This is a genomic window from [Rhizobium] kunmingense, assembly GCF_977018605.1.
Genome location: NZ_CDRNXG010000001.1, coordinates 2,413,197 through 2,433,646, shown reverse-complemented (window position 1 = coordinate 2,433,646; position 20,450 = coordinate 2,413,197). Strand labels below are relative to the sequence as shown.

Here is a 20,450-nt window from a genome sequence, read left to right as displayed (position 1 = left end):
AGGATTGCCGCAGTGGGGGGATCACGCCTCAAGCAATGACCCTGCCCTCACCTCACTCCGCCGCCATCGGCAGGTTCCGATGCTCGTCGAACAGGTCCGGCTCGTCGGCCTTCTCCGCCTCCTCATCCTTCCCCTTCGGCTCGCGCCCGAAGAACAGGGCGTAACCGGCTGGCAGGACGAGGATGGTGAGCACGGTGGCCACCAGAATGCCGCCCATCATCGCATAGGCGAGCGGTCCCCAGAACAGGCCGCGCGAGATCGGAATCAGCGCCAGGACGGCGGTGAGCGCGGTCAGCATGATCGGCCGGAAACGGCGCACGGCGGCGCCGATGATCGCCTCCTGCCTGTGCATGCCAGCCGCGATATCCTGGTCGATCTGGTCGATGAGGATGATCGAGTTGCGGATGATGATGCCGAGCAGCGCGATGACCCCGAGGATCGCCACGAAGCCGAACGGCGCGCCGGTGATCAGAAGCGCCATTGCTGCGCCGATGATGCCGAGCGGACCGGTGGACAGAACCAGCAGCGCCTTGCCGAAATGCTTCAGCTGCATCATCAGCAGGAGCATGATGACGAGCAGCATGATCGGCGCCTTGGCGGCGATCGAGGCCTGGCTTTCGGCCGAATCCTCCGCACCACCCTGGATCTCGATCGCATAGCCGGCGGGCAGCTGCTCGCGAATGTCGGCGATCGAGTTGTAGAAGTTGAGCGACACCTGCGTCGGCTCGACGCCATCGGGCAGCGTCGCCTTGACGGTGATCGTCGGCAACCGGTCGCGCCGCCACTCGATCCCCTGTTCGAGCACCGGCTCGACATGGGCGATCTGCGACACCGGCACGAAGCCGCCGAAATCGGTCGGCACATAGACCGACTGCACCGCCGACAACAGGTCGCGGGTCGCATCCGGCTCGCGCACGACGACCGACACCGTCTCTTCGCCGTCACGGAAATCGCCGATCGGCGCGCCTGATGTCGCCGCCTGCAGCATCTGCCGCACCCGCTGCGACGATACGCCCAGCGCACGCGCACGGTCCTGATCGATGACCAGTTTCATTCCCGGCACCGGCTCCATCCAGTCGTCATGCACCGCGCCGAACAGCGGATCGGCATGATAGCGTTCCTTCACCTGGTCGGCGATGCGACGCACCTCCGCCTTGTCGGGACCGATGACGCGCATCTGCACCGGCCAGCCGGTCGGTGGCCCGAGGAACAGACGGTCGACCTTGCCGCGCACCGTCGGGAAGTCGTTCGCCAGCGTCTCGCGCAATTTGACGATCAGCCGCTCGCGCTCTTCCAGTCCCTTCGACATGATCAGCAGCTGGGCATAGTTGGGATTGCGCAGCTGCTGGTCGAGCGGCAGGAAGAAGCGCGGCGCGCCCTCGCCGATATAGGTTGCGACGAAGGTCTGGTCGGGATCGGCCAGCACCTTATCTTCCAGCGCCTTGGCCTGACGCTCCACTTCCTCGATCGCGGTGCCTTCCGGCAACCACATGTCGACGAGGATTTCCGGCCGCGAGGACTGCGGGAAGAAGCTCTGCGGGATGAACTGGAACGACCACAGGCTGCCGGCAAAGATGCCGAGCGTGGCGAGAAGGATGACCGCCTTATGGCGCACCGACCACGTCACGGCATGCCGCACACCGCGATACATGCGGGTGTCATAGGCGTCGTGATGGTGTCCGGTCCCGGCATGGGCGCGCTGTTTCAACAGCATGTAGCCGAGCCACGGGGTGAAATAGACGGCCACGAACCACGACACGACGAGCGCGATGCCGACGACGTAAAACAGCGAGCGGACATACTCGCCGGCGGTGGAATCGGCGAAGCCTACCGGGATGAAGCCGGCCGTGGTGATCAGCGTGCCGGTCAGCATCGGAAATGCGGTCGACGAATAGGCGAAGGTTGCAGCCTCCAGCCGCGGCAGCCCCTCTTCGAGCTTCCGCTCCATCATCTCGACGACGATCATCGCATCGTCGACCAGAAGGCCGAGCGCGATGATCAGCGCGCCGAGCGAAATGCGCTGCAGCTCGATGCCGAGATAGAACATGATGGCAAGCGTTGCCGAGAGCACCAGCGGAATGGCGATCGCAATGACGATACCCGAGCGCCAGCCGATCGAGATCAGCGACACCACGAGCACGATGACGAGCGCTTCCATCAGCGCGGTGGTAAATTCGCCGACGGCTTCGGTCACCACTTCCGGCTGATTGGAGATCTGGCTGACTTCGGCGCCGATCGGCAGGGTTTCGGCAAAACGGGCATAGGTCGCCTCGACCGAATGGCCGACATCGGTGACCTTGAACCCGTCAGCCATGACGACGCCGATCTGCACGCTGTCATGTCCGTTGAAGCGGAACTTGCGCTGGTACGGGTCTTCCAGACCGTTCTTGACGGTGGCGATGTCACCGAGCCGGATCACCTGGTCGCCGGCCTTGATGCGCAACTCGCGAATATCCTCCGGCGTCGTCACGTCGCCCTCGACGGCAATACGCACGGAACGGTCGGCGGTCTGCACGGTGCCGGCGGGATCGACGGTATTCTGGCCGGCAAGAGCGTCCTGGATATCGGGAACGGTCAGCCCGCGCTCTGCCAATGCTCTCGACGACACGTCGATGAAGATCTTTTCCGGCTGGTCGCCGAGGATGACGGCCTTGGCCACACCGGGCGTGGCGATCAGCATGTCGCGCGCCTGGATGGCAAAGTCCTTCAGCTCCGGATAGCTGTAGCCGTCGCCCTGGATGGCGTGCAGGGTGATGTAGGTATCGCCGAATTCGTCGTTGAAATAGGGCCCCAGCAGGCCTGACGGCAGCTCCTGCCTTATATCACCGACCTTCTTGCGCACCTGGTAGAAGGCGTCGGCCACTTCATCGGCATTGGTATTGCCCTTGACCTGGATCGTGGTGATGGCAATGCCGGCGCGGGTATAGGATTTCACCCAGTCGAGATGCGGCGTTTCCTGCAGCTTGCGCTCGATCTTGTTGACGACCTGGTTCTGCATGTCGTCGATCGACGCGCCGGGCCACACGCTCTGCACCACCATGACGCGGAAGGTGAAGTCCGGATCTTCCTTCTGGCCCATGTTCATGACGCCGAGTGCGCCCATGACGATGATCAGGCCGAAGAGGAAGCGGGCGATGCTCGGATGGCCGATCGCCCAGCGCGACAGGTTGAAGCCTTCGCCCTTGGTCGGGGCGCCATTCGGCGAGGTTCCCGGCGTGTTGCCCTGATGGGAGGAACTCATTGTGGGTATCCTTTTCGGCGCGAGGGGCCAAATCTTAGCAGTCAGGGTTCGATCGACGCGGTGGACTGGCTGGAAACCGAGCCGAAGCGCGAGACGACCGGCTCCGGCAGCCTTACCTTCATGTCTTCCTTCATGAACTGCGTGCCGGCCGAGACGACGAGGTCGCCCTTGGCAAGCCCTTCAGAGATACGCACGCCGCTGTCGCTGTAGCCGGCGACCGTGACGCCGCGCGATTTCACCGTCGCGTTTTGCCGGTCCACCAGCCAGACGACCGGTTCGCCGTCCTTCTGCGCAAGCGCTGCCAGCGGCACGCCGAAGGTCGGCGCCGCATTGTCCTCGCTCGCCTCGATCGTCGCCGTCATGCCGATCAGCACCCGCTCGTCGGCCGGCAGCGCGACACGCACGGCAAAGGTGCGCGACTGCTGGTCGGCGGCACCGGCGACTTCCCGGACCTTGCCTTCGAGCGTCAGGTTCTGTGCCGACCAGAAGGTCGCCTTGACCGCCTTGCCCGGCTTGAAGTGGGAAATATCCATTTCCGGCACGGCGATCTGCACTTCCTTCTCGCCATCGACGGCGACGGTAACGACCGGCGTACCGGTGGAAACCACCTGCCCGACATCGGCCGAAACGGTGGTGACTATACCGGCACGCGTGGCCTTCAGCTCCGTATAGGCGACCTGATTATTGGCCTGTTCCAGCGCGGATTGAGCGGATTCGAGCTGCGACCGCGCCTGGTCGGCGGAAAGCTGCGCCTGTTCGAGCTGAGATTGCGGCGTGACGTTCTGCTTTGCCAGCGTCTCGGCGCGACGCTGGGCAAGGCCGGTGATCTCGACCTGCTTCTGCGCGGCGGAAAGGTCGGCCTGCGAGCGGCGCACGGCGAGCTCGTAATCGACGGCATCCAGTCTCGCGAGAAGCGTATCCGGCTCCACACGGTCACCGACATTGACGAGACGTTCGGTAATCTTGCCCGACACGCGGAACCCGAGGTTCATCTCTGTGCGGGCGCGGACGGAACCGGAATAGAGAAAACTGCGAGCAAGATCAGGGCCCGCGACTTCCGTCACCTTGACCGGGCGAACCGGATCGGGCGCCTCCACCTTCTCTTCATCGGAGCAGGCAGTCAGCGCACCCAGCGCGACGGCGAGAACGATCCCCTTGGCAACGCGGACGAGGTGTCGGTTTCGAATGTGAAGCATGATCCGCACTCCATGGTGGCGGTTATGAGCGTGGCGCCGTCCCGGCACCGGTTGCAACTTCGACTGTGTGTTACTTCAGCGCCCTGATGGCGAAATCGACGAGATCGGCCGGCTTGGTCAGGCGGTTCTCGATCAGGCATTCCGCAATGATCTGCGGATGGCAGAGCGTGACGGTACAATCACAAAGACACTCCGATGCGAAGTCCGCATCTTGAGCGCGAAATTCGCCGGCGGCAATACCCTCGCGCACGAGGCCCGCGACGATCTCGCGCATCTGCCTGATATGGCTCTCGATAACCGACCACTGTTCCTGAATGGCGACGACCACCATCTCGTGCACCTTGTTGTCGTGCAGCAGGGTTTCGATAGTGATCTGGTGCTGCACGAGAAAGTGATCGCGGATGCGTTCGGATGCGCTGACGGGCCGCGCGGCATTGGCAAGCGCGACCGTCCGGCTGGCATCCAGCATGCGATCGGCCAACGCCTTATGGATCTCCGCCTTCGACGAGAAGAAGCGGTAGATATTGGCCGGCGACATGCCGAGATCCTTGGCGATGTCGGCAACCGTGGTCTTGGCATAGCCGTAATGCTTGAACAGGCGCTCAGCGGCATCGAGGATGCGCGTGATATTGTCCTGTCTGACGGTGTCCGCTGCGAAATCGACGGTGTCCATACTGCCTCACGATTTACGACTGACGATTTTTAATTTTCGTCAGTCGTAAATCGACAGTTTCCTTTTGTCAACCTTCTTGGGGCATTTCACTTGTCGCTAATGTGCAGAGCTGGCATTGAAATTATTGGGATGCGGGATAAATCTGGAACCGCGCCGCACGGATCTGCGGCGGAGGGGGACATGTATGTAATGACGCAAAGTCACGACGTTTCGCTGCTTGACCAGGAGCGCTATCGCCTGCTGGTGGATGCGATCTCGGACTATGCCATCTACATGCTCGACCCGACTGGCCATGTCGTCAGCTGGAATGCCGGCGCGCAGCGGTTCAAGGGCTATGATGCCGCCGAAATCCTCGGCCATCACTTTTCCCGTTTTTACACCAACGAGGACCGCCTTGCCCGCATGCCGGAGCGCGCCCTGGAAGCAGCGACCGAGCTTGGACATTTCGAGAGCGAAGGCTGGCGCATGCGCAAGGACGGCACCCGTTTCTGGGCGCATGTCATCGTCGATCCGATCTGGGACCGCAACGGCCACATCCTCGGCTTTGCCAAGGTCACCCGCGACCTGACGGAACGCATGGGAGCGGCGGCCGAATTGCGCCTGAGCGAAGAGAAATTCCAGCTCCTCGTCAATGGCGTCAGCGACTACGCGCTCTACATGCTCGACCCGGAAGGCCATGTCAGCAACTGGAATGCGGGCGCTGCCCGCATCAAGGGCTACACCGCCGAAGAAGCGGTCGGCAGCCATTTCTCCCGTTTCTACACCGACGAGGATCAGGCGAAGGGCGAGCCGGAACGCAATCTCGACATCGCAAGGCGCACCGGCCGCGTGGAGCGCGAGGGCCTGCGCCAACGCAAGGACGGCACCACCTTCTGGGCGCATGTCGTGATCGACGCGATCCGCGACGAGGCCGGCCACCTGATAGGCTATGCCAAGATCACCCGCGACATCACCGAAAAGATCGAGACGCAGAAGGCGCTGACGAAAACCCGCGAGGAACTGTTCCAGGCGCAGAAGATGGAAGCGATCGGCCAGCTGACCGGCGGCATCGCCCACGACTTCAACAACCTGCTGATGGCGATCATGGGCAGCCTCGAAATCCTGCGCAAGCGCATGCCCGACGACCCGTCACTGACCCCGCTGCTCGACAACGCCCTGCGCGGTGCCGAGCGCGGCGCGGCACTGACGCAACGCATGCTCGCCTTCTCGCGCCGGCAGGAACTCAACATGAAGCCGGTCGATGTGCCCTCGTTGGTCACCGGCATGATGGATTTCCTCGAACGCTCGCTGCCTGCCGCGATGCGCATCGACGTGGGCTTTCCGCAAGACCTGAAAAGCGTCCTGACCGACGCCGTGCAGCTGGAAACCGCCCTCCTCAACCTCGTCGTCAATGCCCGCGACGCGATGGAACACGGCGGCACGATCACGATCGGTGCCGAACGCCACCATGTCGACGACGAGAATGACAAATTGCGTTGCGGCGACTATCTGCGTATCTTCGTCTCCGATACCGGCGAAGGTATGGACCCCGATACGGTCACCCGCGCGACGACGCCTTTCTTCACCACCAAGGGCGTCGGCAAGGGAACGGGACTGGGCTTGTCGATGGTGCAGGGCCTGACCGAACAATCGGGCGGCATGCTGACGATCGACAGCGTCAGAAACGAAGGCACCACGGTGTCGCTGTTCCTGCCCGTTGCCAATGAAGAAGATTGCCCGAAGGAGAAGACCGTGGCAAACGGCCCAAGTGAAAAGATCGGCGACCGCCCGCTGACAGTGCTCGCCGTCGATGACGACGCGCTGGTCCTGATGAACACCACGCTGATGCTCGAAGACATGGGACATCAGGTGATCGAAGCCTATAGCGGCCAGGAAGCGCTGACTGCCCTCAAGGATTCCGAAAGCCGTATCGACCTCGTCATCACCGACCATTCCATGCCGCGCATGACGGGATCAGAGCTTGCCGCCCAGATCGCCGCCGAATGGCCGGGCCTTCCGGTGGTACTCGCCACTGGTTATGCCGAACTGCCCGATGGCAGCGGCGGCCACCTGCCCCGCCTGCCCAAGCCCTTCACCCAGTCGCAGCTGAGCGACATGATCGGCACCGTCACCGGCACCGCAGGATAAAGGCAGGCGGCGCCCCCCCCCGGAACCGACGCCCGTGAACTAAGGCCGAAGATCCGCGTTCTTCCCTTTCCAGAGAGAGAGAGAGAGAGAGGAGAACGACCATGGTCTTCAAGCATCAGCAATTCCATGAGACCCCGCCCGAAATCGAGGTGGAGTTTCCCGCCCGCGCCGCGCTGGAGGGCGCCGTGTCCGATGCGCTCGCCTCCTCCGGAGGCATCGACGCCAGTGACGTGACGGTGACGGCTTCCGGCACCACGATCACCCTCGCCGGCAGCGTCCAGCGTGCCGAAGAGGTACAGCGCGCCGCAGAGGTGGCCCGCAGCGTCGTGGGCGTCGAGCATGTACGCAACGACATCGCGGTGACGGGTCAGGAACAGGTGTCGCGGGCGATTTGAGAGAGGCAATTCCGGCTGAGCTTACGGGCGATCAAGGTCTCGGGTCATGCGTCTGTTTTGCCCGTGCAATGCGATTGTTGTAATTGTTGAAGGATTGGCTATTTTTCAGCCGTTTCATCCTGACTATTTTCGCAAGACAGCTTTGGAGCCGGAATCGGCATGGGCACTGAACTCGCAATCATACTGACGACACTCGGGCTTTATGCGGCAGTGGTCATCAGTCCTGGTCCAAATTTCGCACTGATCAGCAGGCTTGCCGTTTCCGGCGCGCGTCCTGCCGCTTTCGGCGCAACGCTTGGCCTTGCGATTGCCGCGACCCTTTATGCCGTTCTGTCAATGACGGGACTTGCGCTGGTTCTGACACGCGTCAGCTGGCTTGCCAGCCTCATCCAGATCGCCGGCGGCTGCTACCTTGTTTATCTCGGGCTGACAGCCTGGCTGTCCGGCGGACCCGAAACCACCGCACCGACACAACGCACCGCCTCCGGCAATGTGCGACACGGCTTGCGCATGGGTATTCTGGTCAACCTCTCCAATCCGAAAGGCATTGCCTTCTTCATCGGCCTCTACGCGGTCGCCGTCCCTCCCGATACGGCGACATGGGCGAAGCTCGCCATCCTAGCAGGCGGCTTCTTGCTCGAAATCGTCTGGTACGGTCTCGTGACTTTGCTGCTTTCCGGCCAGACGGCCCGAAACGCCTACGTCCGGTTCGGCCGCTGGATCGAACGCGGCATCGGAACATTGCTGGCAGGATTTGGCCTGCGCCTCATCACCGAGAAACTGTAGCCAGCGAAGGCGGCACGTGTCGCCACTATTCGAAAATCGTATAATTCTACTTCAATTATAATAATAAATTATATTGCAGTGCAGCAGGTTCGGTGGAACTATGGTGTCAACAAGGGCCGACAAAGGCCTGGAGCCGCCAGTAGGAGAACATCGATGAAACCCTTTATTAAGGCCGGCATTGCCGGCTTAGCGACGCTTTTTGCCTGCTCGTCAGCCTTCGCGCTCGGCGACCCGATCAAGACCGCGATCGACGCGACCTTTGCGCCGCACGCCATGCCCACTCTCGACGGCAAGATCGAGGGTTTTAACGTCGACATGGCCAACCTGATCGGTGAGCGCCTCGGCAAGCAGATCGATATCACCGGCGCCCAGTTTTCCGGTCTGATCCCTGCCCTTCAGGCCGGCACCTATGACTTTCTCGTCGCGCCGGTAACCGTCAACAAGGAGCGTGCCGCCAACCTTCTCTTCACCGAAGGCTTCATGGATACGAATTTCGGCTTCGTCGTTCCGGCAAACGCGCCAGACTACAAGACGCTGGAAGACTTCAAGGGCAAGACGATAGCCGTCAACAAGGGCTCCGCCTATGACAGCTTCCTGCGCGAGCGCGAAGCGGAATTCGGCTGGAAGGTCGAGAGCTACGGCACCAATACCGATGCGGTGGCCGCCGTCATGGCCGGCCGCGCCGATGCCAACCTTGCCGGCAACACGTCTGCCGCCTGGGCGGTGAAGCAGAACCCGCGCCTGAAACTCTCCTTCGAGTATCAGACAGGACTCGTCTGGGCGCTCTCCTTCCGCAAGGGCGACGAGGCGAACCGCGATCTCGTCGACAAGGCGATCGAATGCCTCAAGCTCGACGGCTCGATGGCGCAGCTTTCGGAAAAGTGGTTCGGCGTCACTCCGACCGCCGGCACGACGATTGTCACCCCGACCGCCGGCTTCGGCACGCCGGGGTTCGATGGCTACACGGAAGACGCCCACCAGGCCTCCTGCGACAACCTGAAGTGAGTCTTTGAGAATCGCGGACGGGCGGGGCCTCCCACTCGCCTGTCCGCACCCTTCTACCAAACGAAATTCGACCGGACGGCCTGTAGCCGCTCCGCCCGTCGCCTTTGAGGCGGGACACACTTGGCGCACGCAGTTCGGTCCCATCCGCCCCGCGCCGTGCCTGCCCCCGGAGTAGCCTGAATGGCCAATCGCCCCATGCTGGAAGTCGTCGCGCTGGAAAAGCGCTTCGGAACCAACACCATCCTGAAAAAGATCGACCTCAAGGTTGCGCAAGGCGAACTCGTCTTCGTCATCGGCCCGTCCGGCTCCGGCAAGAGCACCATGCTGCGCTGTTGCAATCGTCTCGAGGAACCGACCTCGGGCGACATCCTCGTCGACGGCCGCAACATCATGTCCGGCACGCGCCGCGATCTCGACCGGATGCGCCTGCAGATCGGCATGGTCTTCCAGGGGTTTCACCTCTACCCGCATATGAGCGTCCTGAAGAATGTCACGCTCGCCCAGCGCAAGGCCTTGAAGCGTTCGAAGGCGGAAGCCGATGCGCGTGCCATGGACATGCTCGAACAGGTCGGCATGGCGCACAAGGCCGATGCCTATCCGGGCGAGCTCTCCGGCGGCCAGCAGCAGCGCGTCGCAATCGCCCGTTCGCTGGCACTCGACCCCAAGGTCATGCTGTTCGACGAACCGACCTCGGCGCTGGACCCCGAGCTTGTCGGCTCCGTCCTCAAGGTTATGAAGGATCTGAAATCGAAAGGCATGACGATGATCGTCGTCAGCCATGAGATGGGCTTTGCCCGCGAAACAGCCGATCGCGTCGTCTTCATGGATGGCGGTCTGGTCGTCGAGCAGGGAACGCCGGACGAAATCTTTGGCGCGCCGAAGGCCGAGCGCACCCGCGCCTTCCTCTCGCGCGTTTCCGGATAACGGCCATGGACCGGTTTCTCGAAACCTTCTTCAACCCGGTGGTGATGGCGCAATACACGCCCGATATCATCGCCGGCATCTGGGTGACGCTCCAGATCGCCATAGCCGTGATCATCGCCGGCATCGCCGCCGGGCTGGCGCTCGCCTGCCTGCGCAGCTATCGCATCCGGGCGTTGAACTTCTTCATCATCTGCTATGCCGACATCTTTCGCGCCCTGCCGCCGCTGGTCGTTATCCTGATCCTCTATTTCGGCTTCCCCTCTATCGGCATCCAGCTCTCCGGCCCGATGGTTCTGTTCCTCGTGCTCGCCGCCACGCTTGCCGCCTTCGCCGAGGAAATTTTCTGGGCCGGGTTCTCTTCTGTAGAGAAAGGCCAGTGGGAGGCAGGTATCGCCACTGGGCTCGGCTTCACCCGCACGCTCGTCCATGTCGCCCTGCCCCAGGCGGTCAGGCTCGCCATTCCGCCGCTCGTCAACCGCGTTCTGGCGATCACCAAGATGACGGCGCTCGGCTCCGCCATCGGCGTCTCGGAAATCCTGTCGAGCGCCACGACGGCACAAAGCTTTTCCGGCAGCGCCACGCCGCTCACCATGTCGGTCGTCGCCTATCTGGTGATCTTCCTGCCGATGGTGGTCGTTGCCCGCTGGCTGGAAAGCCGCACCGCCTGGAAGAAGCGGTAGGAGCCCTGACATGGACATTTTCATCGACCAGTTCTTCAACATCGAGATCATGCGGAAGTCGCTTCCACTGCTCATGTCCGGCCTCTGGATGACGTTGCAGCTGTGCAGCGCCGTCATTCTTCTCGGCCTGATCGGCGGCCTGTTCGTCGCGCTCGGCAACATGAGCGAGCGCCGCTGGCTGCGCTGGATCTCGATCGCCTACACCGACCTCTTCCGCGCCCTGCCGCCGCTGGTGCTGCTGATCTTCATCTATGCCGGCCTGCCCTTTGCCGGCATCAACATCTCGCCCTTTGCCGCGGTCGTCATCGCCTTCCTGCTCAACAACTCCTCCTATTACGCGGAGGTTTATCGCGCCGGGCTTCTGTCCGTCGCCAAGGGGCAATGGGAAGCAGCGCAGTCGACCGGCCTCAGCCCCGCCCAGACGCTCATCAACGTCGTCCTGCCGCAGGCAGTGCGCAACGTCCTGCCGGACCTTCTGTCGAACACGGTGGAGGTGGTGAAGCTCACCTCGCTCGCCTCCGTCATTTCGCTCTCCGAGCTTCTCTACAATGCCGGCATGGCCCGCTCTGTCACCTACAATGCCTCGCCGCTGGTGCTGGCCGCTCTCTTCTACCTTGTGCTGCTGTGGCCGCTGGTGCGCCTCGTCAGCCATTTCCAGCGGCGTCTGGCCGCCTGATCGCCTCGAAAGGAAACCCCAATGACCGTCATGAAGATCGCAGGCGCCCAGCTCGGCGCCATCCAGAAGGCCGACAGCCGCGAAGCCGTCGTCAAGCGCATGATCGCGCTGCTCGATGAAGCCGCGTCCAAGGGTGCAGACATGGTCGTCTACCCGGAACTGGCGCTCACCACCTTCTTCCCGCGCTGGTATATGGAAGACCAGGCCGAGATCGATTTCTGGTTCGAGACGGAAATGCCGAACGCTGCCACCCAGCCGCTGTTCGACCGCGCCCGCGAGCTGAACATCGCCATCACCTTCGGCTACGCCGAAAAGACCCCGGACGGCCATTACTACAACACTTCGATCGTCACCGACCGGCAGGCCAATATCGTCGGCAAGTACCGCAAGATCCACCTTCCCGGCCACTCGGAATACGATTCGGAACGCGCCTTCCAGCATCTCGAGAAGCGCTATTTCGAACCCGGCGACATGGGCTTCAACGTCTGGCGCAACGAAGGCGTCATCATGGGCATGGCAATCTGCAACGACCGCCGCTGGCCGGAAACCTTCCGCAGCCTCGGCCTGCAGGGCGTCGAGCTGGTGACGATCGGCTACAACACGCCATCCGTAAACGCCCAGATGAGCGCCGAAGGCCTTGAAAAGCGACTGTTCCATTCGGAACTCTCGCTGCAGGCCGGCGCCTACCAGAACGCCACCTATGTCGCCGGCATCGCCAAGGCAGGCGTCGAGGACGGCCATCCCCTGATGGGCGGCTCGATCATCGTCGATCCGGACGGCTTCATTCTGGCCAAGGCCGTCACCGAGGAAGACGAGCTGATCATCGCCGAATGCGACTTTTCCAAATGCGATTTCGGCAAGAAGACGATCTTTGATTTCGACCGCCATCGTCGTATCGAACACTATGGCCGCATCACGAGCCAGACCGGCGTGATCGTCGAAGTGTAAGGAAGACCGAAATGACAGAGTTCGATACCGTCATCCATGGCGGCCGCATAGCCACCGCATCAGACGTTTTCGATGCCGACATCGGCATCGTCGACGGGCGTATCGCCGCGATCGGGGAGAAGATAGCCGGCGGTTCCCGCCGTATCGATGCGGGCGGCAGGCTGGTGGTTCCGGGCGGCATCGAGGCGCATGCCCATATCGCCCAGGAAAGCTCGACCGGCCTGATGACCGCCGACGATTACTATTCGGGCTCCGTCTCCGCCGCCTTCGGTGGCAATTCCTCCTTCATTCCGTTTGCCGCCCAGCATCGCGGCCAGTCGATCGCCGATGTCATATCCACCTATGACGGCCGTGCGGCACCGCAGTCGGTGCTCGACTATTCCTACCACCTGATCATTTCCGACCCATCCGCCGCCGTACTGGAAGAGTTGCCGGGCGTCTTTGCCCGCGGCATCACCTCCTTCAAGGTGTTCATGACCTATGATCTGATGAATATCGGCGACGGCGGCATGCTCGATATCCTGACGGTGGCAAAGACCCATGGTGCGCTGACCATGGTCCATGCCGAAAACAACGACATGGTCAAATGGATGAACAAACGGCTGGCCGCCGCCGGCCTGACCACGCCGAAATACCACGCGATCAGCCGCCCGGAGCTGGCCGAGGAAGAGGCGATCAATCGCGCCGTTTCACTGGCGAAACTTGTCGATGCCGCACTCTTCATCGTCCATGTATCGACCGCAGGCGGTGCGGCGATCGTTCAGCGCGAAAAGCTGGCCGGCACGAAACTGTTTGCCGAGACCTGCCCGCAATATCTGGCACTGACCCGCGACGACCTCGACCGACCCGGCATGGAAGGCGCGAAATTCATGTGTTCGCCGCCCGTGCGCGATGCGGCGACGCAGGCGGCACTGTGGCGACACGTCCAGTCGGGCACGTTCGAAAGCGTCTCCTCCGACCACGCGCCCTACCGCATGGATGCGTCGGGCAAGTTCGCCAATGGCGCGGAGGCGCCCTACCCGAAGATTTCCAACGGCATGCCGGGCATCGCCATGCGCCTGCCCTATCTCTTCTCCGAAGGCGTCGCCAAGGGCCGCATCACGCTGCAACAGTTCGTCGCCCTCTCGAGCACCAATGCGGCGAAAACCTTTGGCGTGGCGAAGAAGGGCACGATCGCGCCCGGCTACGACGCCGATATCGCCATCTGGGACCCGGAGGCACGCCGCACGGCGACACTCGCCGACCAGCACGACAACATGGACTACACGCCCTTCGAAGGCATGGAAGTTCAGGGCTGGCCGGTCCTGACCATGAACCGTGGCGATATCATCGTCGAGAACGGTGAGCTGAAGGCCGAGCGCGGCCGTGGCCGGTTCATCGCCCGCAATCCGGTCGACCTGACGGGCAAGCCCGGCCACCGCGCCAAGGAACTGGACCCCACGCAGAATTTCGGCACGGAGATCGCCCCATGAGCGCATCGACGAGCGCATCCGCGAGGGAGATCGGCCCGATCCTCGTGATCAATCCGAACAGTTCCGAAAGCGTCACCGAAGGCCTGCGCGAGGCGCTGGCCCCCATGCAGTTCAAAGACGGGCCGGCGATCGAATGCGTGACCATCAGCCATGGCCCGCCCGGCGTCGTCACCCAGCGCCATGTCGATGAGGCGGCGCTCAACACCGCTGACCTGATCGAAAGCCGGCCGGACGCCTCGGCCTATGTGCTGGCCTGCTATTCGCAGCCCGGCCTCGATCTCGCCCGGTCGATCACCTCGAAACCCGTCTACGGCATTCAGGATGCCGGCGTCCTGAGCGCATTGGCGCTCGCCGATCTCTTCGGCGTCATCGCGGTCGCCGAAGGATCTATCCCCCGCCATCTACGAAACCTGCGCCGCCTCGGCGTCGATGGCAGGCTGGCCGGTGAAGTGGCAATCGAGGGATCGATCAGCGTCGCCGACAGCGGCCATGGCGAGGAAAGCTATGCGGCGCTTCTGAAGACCGGCACGAAACTGCGCCAGATGGGCGCGGGTGCAATCGTGCTCGGCTGCGCCGGCATGTCCGGCCATCGCCGCCGGCTGGAGCAGGAACTCGGCATCCGCGTTATCGACCCGACCCAGGCGGCCGTCGCCATGGCGCTCGGCGCGGTTCTGACCTGAGCCCATGACCGAGATCGAGCAAAAGCCGGATATCTCGCTGCGCCTCCTGGAAATCTTCGGCGCCATGATGCGGTGCGAGACGACGGTCGAGGCGGCCGAACAGCTGGGCATTTCCCAGCCGGCGGTTTCCAACGGCATCCGCCAGCTCGAAAACCAGCTCGGCGTGACCCTGTTCGAACGATTGCACCGCAGGCTGGAGCCGACCGAGGAAGCCATCCTCCTGTTCGAGGAAGTGCGCCCGGTCTTCAGCATGCTGCGCAATTTTTCCGCCCGCGCCCGCTCGATAAGGCACGGCACCTCGGGACGGTTGCGGGTAATGTCGACGCCGCCGCTCGGCAATACGGTGGCACCGATGGCGCTCGCGCGTTTTCTGAAGGACCGGCCGGATGTCTCCGTCGCCTACGACGTGCGCCGGCTGGAACATGTCATCGAGGCGGTGCAGAGCGGGGCGGCCGATATCGGCCTAGCGATCGCGCTCGAACGCCATCCGTCCGTCAATGTCGAGGTCCTGTCGCGCACCCATATGGTGGCGCTGGTGCCGAGAGGGCACGACGTGGCGAGCCGCCAGGAAGTGACGGTCGCCGATTTGACCGAACACGGCTTCGTCGGCCTGGAAGTGGAATCGCGCATGGGCCAGATGCTGCGTGATGCCTTCGAACGCGACGGCATGACCTATGAGCCGCGCGTCGAGGTACGCTATTGCTCGACGGCGGCAGTGCTTGCCGGGGCCGGCGTCGGCGCTGCCGTCGTCGATCCCTATAGCGCCGCCTACCAGCTCGCCGACAGCCTCGTCCAGCTCCCCTTCCAGCCGCCCTGCGAGATTCCCGCGGTTATGATCACCCGCAAGGGCGTGCCGCGCTCGCGCCTGCTGCATGGCTTCATCGCCGAACTGAAGCGGGCCGTCGGCGATGTGCTCTGATCGCGTTTTCGCACAGACCAGCGGCCGACGCCCTCATTTTGCCCCATCCGCGCTGCGTAGCATCCGCTGAACGCCGCGATCGTCCCGAAGGAGAATAAACTTGTCCCGTACCGTCTATCTCAATGGCGAATGGCTACCCGAAGCCGATGCCAAGGTGTCCATCTTCGACCGAGGCTTTCTGTTTGCCGACGCGATCTATGAAGTGACCGGCGTCATCGATGGCAAGCTTCTCGAATATGACGGTCACGCCGCCCGCCTGCAGCGCTCGATCGCAGAACTGGGCATCGACCTGCCGATCTCGACCGACGAGCTTCTGGAGGTCCACCGCGAGATCGTTCGCCGCAACGAGCTGAAGGAAGGCCTGATCTATCTGCAGATTTCCCGTGGCGCTGCCGACCGCGACTTCGCCTTTCCAAAAGAGCCGAAGCCGACTCTGGTCCTCTTCACCCAGGCAAAATCGGTGATCGCCAACCCGAAGCTCGGCACCGGCATTTCCATCGCCCTTCTGCCCGACTGGCGCTGGGAGCGCCGCGACATCAAGACCGTGCAGCTTCTCTATCCGTCGATGGCCAAGATGCAGGCGATGGCCAAGGGCGCCGACGACGCCTGGCTGGTGGAAGACGGCTTCGTCACCGAAGCAAGCTCGGCCACCGCCCATATCATCGACGGCCAGGGCAAGCTGATCACCCGACCGCTGTCCAACGCCATCCTCCATGGCATCACGCGCGCCAGCGTGCTCGACATCGCCGATCAGGCCGGCATCCCCTACGAAGAGCGTGCCTTCACGCCGGACGAGGCGAAGAATGCGGCGGAGGCCTTCATCACTTCGGCGACGAATTTCGTCCTGCCGGTGACGAAGATCGACGGCCAGCCGGTCGGCGACGGCAAGCCCGGCCCGCTGACCTTGAAGCTGCGTGGACTCTACATCGCCCACAAGACGGCCAGCGCCATCTGAACCATCGATGTCTGAACAGGAAAGGCCGGCGATCGATCCGATCGCCGGCCTTTTTTTGTTTGGGATGAAGCAACCCGAGCAAGGCGTTCGGGTTGCGATGGACGCGTGATTACCGCGGCAGCGAATAGGCGATGACGTAATCGCCTGGTTTGGTGCCGACCGAACCGTGGCCGCCGGCGACCATGACGACGAACTGGCGACCGTCCTCGACCGCATAGGTCATCGGCGTTGCCTGTCCACCGGCCGGAAGCCGGGCTTCCCACAGCTGGCGGCCGTTGGTCAGGTCGTAGGCGCGCAGGTAGTCATCGACCGCGGCACCGAGGAAGGCGACGCCACCCTTGGTGATCATCGGACCGCCGATGCCCGGAACGCCGAGCTTGAACGGCAGCGGCAGCGGCGTCATGTCGTGAACGGTGCCGTTGCGGTGCTTGTAGGCGGTCTCGCCGGTGCGCAGGTCGACACCTGCGACATAGCCCCAAGGCGGCGCCTGGCAGGGGATCTGCAGCGGGCCGAGGAACGGACCCATGACGACACCGTAAGGTGCACCGTCATTGCGGTTCAGGCCCTGTTCGGAACCTTTCTCGCCCTGTTCCTTCGGCGGGATGTCGGCACGCGGCACCAGCCTGGAGGTGAAGGCGAGATAGGTCGGCATACCGAACATCACCATCCGCTCGGGATCGACCGCGACCGAACCCCAGTTGAATGTGCCGAAATTGCCCGGATAGACGATCGTGCCGTTGAGCGAAGGCGGCGTGTACTGGCCTTCGTAGTTCATCTCCTGCAACCGGATGCGGCACACCATCTGGTCGAACATGGTGACACCCCACATATCCCGGCCCTCGAGCGTGCGGGGACGGAAGTTGAGCGCCGAGATCGGCTGCGTCGGCGAGGCGAAATCCTCGGGGATCGTGCCGCCTGGAGCGGCCTGCTCTGTGACGGGGATGATCGGCTCGCCGGTGCGCCGGTCGAGTACATAGATGTCGCCCTGCTTGGTCGGACCGACGAGCGCAGGCACGACGGTATTGTCCGACTTCGTCAGGTTGATCAGCACCGGCTGGGCCGGCACGTCCATGTCCCACAGATCGTGATGCACGGTCTGGCGGACCCAGCGATCGGCACCGGTATTGATATCGAGAGCAACGATCGACGATGCGTATTTCTCGACATTTTCCGAACGGCCCATTCCGAGCTGGTCGGGTACCTGGTTGCCGAGCGGCACATAGACCAGACCGAGTTCTTCGTCATAGGAGAAGACCGACCAGCTGTTGGGCGAATTGGTCGTGTATGTCTGGCCTTCCGGCAGCGGCTGGGTCTGGGTCGGATTGCCCGAATCCCAGTTCCAGATCAGCGCACCGGAATTGACGTCGAAGGCGCGGATGACGCCGGACTGTTCCTGCGTGGAATAGTTGTCGTTGACGGCGCCACCGATGATGATCTTGTTGCCGACGATGGCCGGCGGCGAGGTGGAGTAGTAGTAGCCTGCCGGATTGTACCGCATGCCCTTTTCGAGATGCAGAACACCGTTTTGGGCAAACGAAGTGCAGACCTCGCCATTCTTGGCATCGAGCGCGATGAGGCGCGCATCCGAGGTCGGCAGGTAGACCCGCTCGGCGCAAGGCTGATCGGCCGGAGTTGCCTGATCGCGGTAATAGCTGACGCCGCGGCAGGTCTGGTGCTGGCGATCCGGGTTCATGCCGGAATTCGAGTCATACTTCCAGATCTGCTGACCGGTCGTCGCATCGAGCGCGATCGCCAGGTTATGCGGCGTGCACAGATACAGCGAATTGCCGATCTTGAGCGGGGTGACCTGGTATGTCGTCTCGCCGACATCGTCGGGCAGTTTCACGTCGCCCGTCTGGTAGCGCCAGACTTCCGCAAGGCCGGAGACGTTTTCGACGTTGATCTGGTCGAGCGGCGAATAGCGCTGGCCATAGGGCGTACGGCCATACTGGTGCCACTCACCATCCGGCACGTTGCCGCCGAGCGAAGGTGCTGCGGCAACCGCCTCTTCCGGCAGATTGCCGCTGCGGTCGAGCGGGTCGAGGAACATCGACACGACGGCGATGACCACGGCAAGCGCGACCGACACCGCGAGCGGTTTGGCCGTCGCGCTATAACCCTTGCCGGTCGGGCTGGTGAAGCCGAGCGGACGGCGGATCCAGGGCGTGAGGAGCCACATGCCGAGAACGATGATGACCCCGCCGCGCGGGCCGAGCTGCCACCAGTCGAGCCCGACTTCCCAGACGGCCCAGGCGAGCGAAAGGACGACGATGACGGCATAAAGATGAAGCGCAAAAGACTTGCGCATAAACAACAGAGCGGCGGTGAGCAGGAAGCCCACGCCGCAAATGAGATAATAAATGCTCCCGCCCAGCATCAGGAGTTTTGCACCCCCGACCGCCAGGGCAAGACCCATCAACGCCATAATGATTGCGGTGATACGAATAGCCATGAGGCAACCCTCTTGTGAAAATAAACGTGGCAAGCAGGACGCCCCCACACTTGCATCTCGGCCGCGGCGAAATATCGCAGGCGCTTATGCCGGCCTAAATTAGAACAGCGGCCCGGAAAGGACAGGGAGCATGGGTTGAAAACAATCGGTTTATCCGCAATGCCTGCTCTGCATAGAACGCTATACGTGCAACGGAGTTGATGGCGGCCATCCTGTTTGCGACATCATGCCACTCGCTATCCACCTGCCAAGGGCCGCCCTCGAATCGCGACTGAGAATGGCGTCAGACGGCTTCTTCTCCGAGCTCCTGAAGGATCTGGTGACGGGCGCGGTTGAGGCGGCTTTTCACCGTTCCGACGGCGCAGTCGCAGATGACCGCGGTCGCTTCATAGCTCTCGCCGAGGATGGCGACGAGGGTCAGCACCTCGCGGTAATGGGGCGGCAGTTTCTGCAGCGCGCGCTGCACCTCGCGCGCCCGCATCGCCATTTCCTGCGATGGCGCGACCGGCGTATCGCCAGAGACATTCTCCTCAAGTCCCGGCGCCTCGCGCCCGAGGATCTTCGAGCGTGTGTAAAATGTGTTCCGCATGATGGTGAAAAGCCAGGATTTGAGCTTCGTGCCGCGTTCGAACTTGTCGAGATTGGCGAGCGCCTTCATCAGCGTTTCCTGGACGAGATCATCCGCATCGGAAGGGTTCCGGCAGAAGGTGCGGGCGAAGGCACGCAGAGCCGGGATAAGCTTGACTATGTCTTGGCGTGCGGGATCGCCGTTCAACTGTGGGTCGGACACCGTTGCCTACCTCTCCTCGGTCTTCCTGGCGGGATGGACGGTGGCAAACGCATGCCTTGGTGATTTGGTTCCGCGCGCGTCCACGCGGTTTCCGACCTCGGAACAAAGCCCGCCCGCCTCCCGTTTTATCCGCAGGACCCAAGAGGAGAGACGCGATGAGCCCAACAGCCGGCAACAACCCGAACCAGAAGAAGAATTCCGGAAAGACGGAGGATTCCGCCCGGACCAAAGGCGCCAAGGCAGATCTGGATGAACAGTTGAACGAGGGGCTGGAAGATACCTTCCCCGCAAGCGACCCTGTCGCCACCAGCACGACGGCCATTCCGGCCGGCACGCCCGAGCCGCCGACGCGCAAACGGAACCACTGAATTCAATCGGCGCGCTGGCGAGAAGCGGGCTGACGAGGCGAACGGCCAGTCCGCAATTGCCGCCTGCCTGTTTCCATTCACCTGTGACATTTTCGGGATTTCCGAAGAAGGCCTTCTTGATGTATGAAATTTGCATACGGGCTGGGTAGCGGTCGCCGAAATT

Annotated in this window: 18 protein-coding genes; 13 read left to right on the top strand and 5 right to left on the bottom strand. The window is 62.7% G+C overall.

Going from position 1 to position 20,450, the window contains the following annotated elements; translation table 11 throughout:
* Positions 1–52: 52 nt before the first annotated feature.
* The 3 genes from AC0JZ4_RS11625 to AC0JZ4_RS11615 all read right to left on the bottom strand — a co-directional run bounded on the left by AC0JZ4_RS11625 (position 53) and on the right by AC0JZ4_RS11615 (position 5,110).
* On the bottom strand, positions 53–3,241 hold the full coding sequence (locus tag AC0JZ4_RS11625) for an efflux RND transporter permease subunit (protein ID WP_471886533.1): 3,189 nt from the start codon (positions 3,239–3,241) through the stop codon (positions 53–55).
* A 41-nt stretch (positions 3,242–3,282) separates the two neighbouring features.
* Positions 3,283–4,437 carry an efflux RND transporter periplasmic adaptor subunit gene (locus AC0JZ4_RS11620; RefSeq protein ID WP_471886532.1) on the bottom strand — a complete coding sequence of 385 codons (1,155 nt, stop codon included), beginning with the start codon at positions 4,435–4,437 and terminating at the stop codon, positions 3,283–3,285.
* 70 nt (positions 4,438–4,507) lie between these two features.
* Positions 4,508–5,110 (bottom strand): TetR/AcrR family transcriptional regulator, encoded by a 603-nt coding sequence (locus AC0JZ4_RS11615; RefSeq protein ID WP_471886531.1) that lies wholly within the window; start codon positions 5,108–5,110, stop codon positions 4,508–4,510.
* Positions 5,111–5,299: 189 nt separating this feature from the next.
* On the opposite strand from AC0JZ4_RS11615, the gene AC0JZ4_RS11610 reads away from it, so the two are divergent.
* The 12 genes from AC0JZ4_RS11610 to AC0JZ4_RS11555 all read left to right on the top strand — a co-directional run bounded on the left by AC0JZ4_RS11610 (position 5,300) and on the right by AC0JZ4_RS11555 (position 16,677).
* Positions 5,300–7,237 (top strand): hybrid sensor histidine kinase/response regulator, encoded by a 1,938-nt coding sequence (locus AC0JZ4_RS11610; RefSeq protein ID WP_471886530.1) that lies wholly within the window; start codon positions 5,300–5,302, stop codon positions 7,235–7,237.
* A 101-nt stretch (positions 7,238–7,338) separates the two neighbouring features.
* Positions 7,339–7,632 carry a BON domain-containing protein gene (locus AC0JZ4_RS11605; protein WP_471886529.1) on the top strand — a complete coding sequence of 98 codons (294 nt, stop codon included), beginning with the start codon at positions 7,339–7,341 and terminating at the stop codon, positions 7,630–7,632.
* A 159-nt stretch (positions 7,633–7,791) separates the two neighbouring features.
* Positions 7,792–8,418 (top strand): LysE family translocator, encoded by a 627-nt coding sequence (locus AC0JZ4_RS11600; RefSeq protein WP_471886528.1) that lies wholly within the window; start codon positions 7,792–7,794, stop codon positions 8,416–8,418.
* A gap of 153 nt (positions 8,419–8,571) precedes the next feature.
* On the top strand, positions 8,572–9,423 hold the full coding sequence (locus AC0JZ4_RS11595; protein ID WP_471886527.1) for a transporter substrate-binding domain-containing protein: 852 nt from the start codon (positions 8,572–8,574) through the stop codon (positions 9,421–9,423).
* A 180-nt stretch (positions 9,424–9,603) separates the two neighbouring features.
* Entirely contained in the window at positions 9,604–10,347 is a 744-nt protein-coding gene (locus AC0JZ4_RS11590; protein WP_471886526.1) for an amino acid ABC transporter ATP-binding protein, read from the top strand.
* Between the two features lie 5 nt (positions 10,348–10,352).
* Positions 10,353–11,027, top strand: a complete 675-nt coding sequence (locus AC0JZ4_RS11585) for an amino acid ABC transporter permease (protein WP_471886525.1) — start codon at positions 10,353–10,355, stop codon at positions 11,025–11,027.
* A gap of 10 nt (positions 11,028–11,037) precedes the next feature.
* A complete protein-coding gene (locus tag AC0JZ4_RS11580; protein WP_471886524.1) occupies positions 11,038–11,703 on the top strand; it encodes an amino acid ABC transporter permease in 666 nt (221 codons plus the stop codon).
* A gap of 21 nt (positions 11,704–11,724) precedes the next feature.
* Positions 11,725–12,651: an N-carbamoyl-D-amino-acid hydrolase gene (locus tag AC0JZ4_RS11575; protein WP_471886523.1), complete on the top strand. Its 927-nt coding sequence runs from the start codon at positions 11,725–11,727 to the stop codon at positions 12,649–12,651.
* 11 nt (positions 12,652–12,662) lie between these two features.
* Entirely contained in the window at positions 12,663–14,123 is a 1,461-nt protein-coding gene (hydA, locus tag AC0JZ4_RS11570; RefSeq protein WP_471886522.1) for a dihydropyrimidinase, read from the top strand.
* On the top strand, positions 14,120–14,803 hold the full coding sequence (locus AC0JZ4_RS11565; protein ID WP_471886521.1) for an aspartate/glutamate racemase family protein: 684 nt from the start codon (positions 14,120–14,122) through the stop codon (positions 14,801–14,803). The genes hydA and AC0JZ4_RS11565 overlap by 4 nt, the downstream gene beginning before the upstream one ends.
* A 4-nt stretch (positions 14,804–14,807) precedes the next feature.
* Positions 14,808–15,722 (top strand): LysR family transcriptional regulator, encoded by a 915-nt coding sequence (locus AC0JZ4_RS11560; protein WP_471886520.1) that lies wholly within the window; start codon positions 14,808–14,810, stop codon positions 15,720–15,722.
* Between the two features lie 100 nt (positions 15,723–15,822).
* On the top strand, positions 15,823–16,677 hold the full coding sequence (locus AC0JZ4_RS11555; protein ID WP_471886519.1) for a D-amino-acid transaminase: 855 nt from the start codon (positions 15,823–15,825) through the stop codon (positions 16,675–16,677).
* A 109-nt stretch (positions 16,678–16,786) separates the two neighbouring features.
* Here the strand turns inward: AC0JZ4_RS11555 and AC0JZ4_RS11550 are convergent, their stop codons facing one another.
* Positions 16,787–19,129 (bottom strand): glucose/quinate/shikimate family membrane-bound PQQ-dependent dehydrogenase, encoded by a 2,343-nt coding sequence (locus tag AC0JZ4_RS11550; RefSeq protein WP_471886518.1) that lies wholly within the window; start codon positions 19,127–19,129, stop codon positions 16,787–16,789.
* 283 nt (positions 19,130–19,412) lie between these two features.
* Positions 19,413–19,919, bottom strand: a complete 507-nt coding sequence (locus AC0JZ4_RS11545; protein ID WP_471886517.1) for a sigma-70 family RNA polymerase sigma factor — start codon at positions 19,917–19,919, stop codon at positions 19,413–19,415.
* A 155-nt stretch (positions 19,920–20,074) separates the two neighbouring features.
* Here AC0JZ4_RS11545 and AC0JZ4_RS11540 point away from each other — a divergent pair, with 155 nt between their 5' ends.
* Positions 20,075–20,287 (top strand): hypothetical protein, encoded by a 213-nt coding sequence (locus AC0JZ4_RS11540; protein WP_471887941.1) that lies wholly within the window; start codon positions 20,075–20,077, stop codon positions 20,285–20,287.
* Positions 20,288–20,450 lie beyond the last annotated feature (163 nt).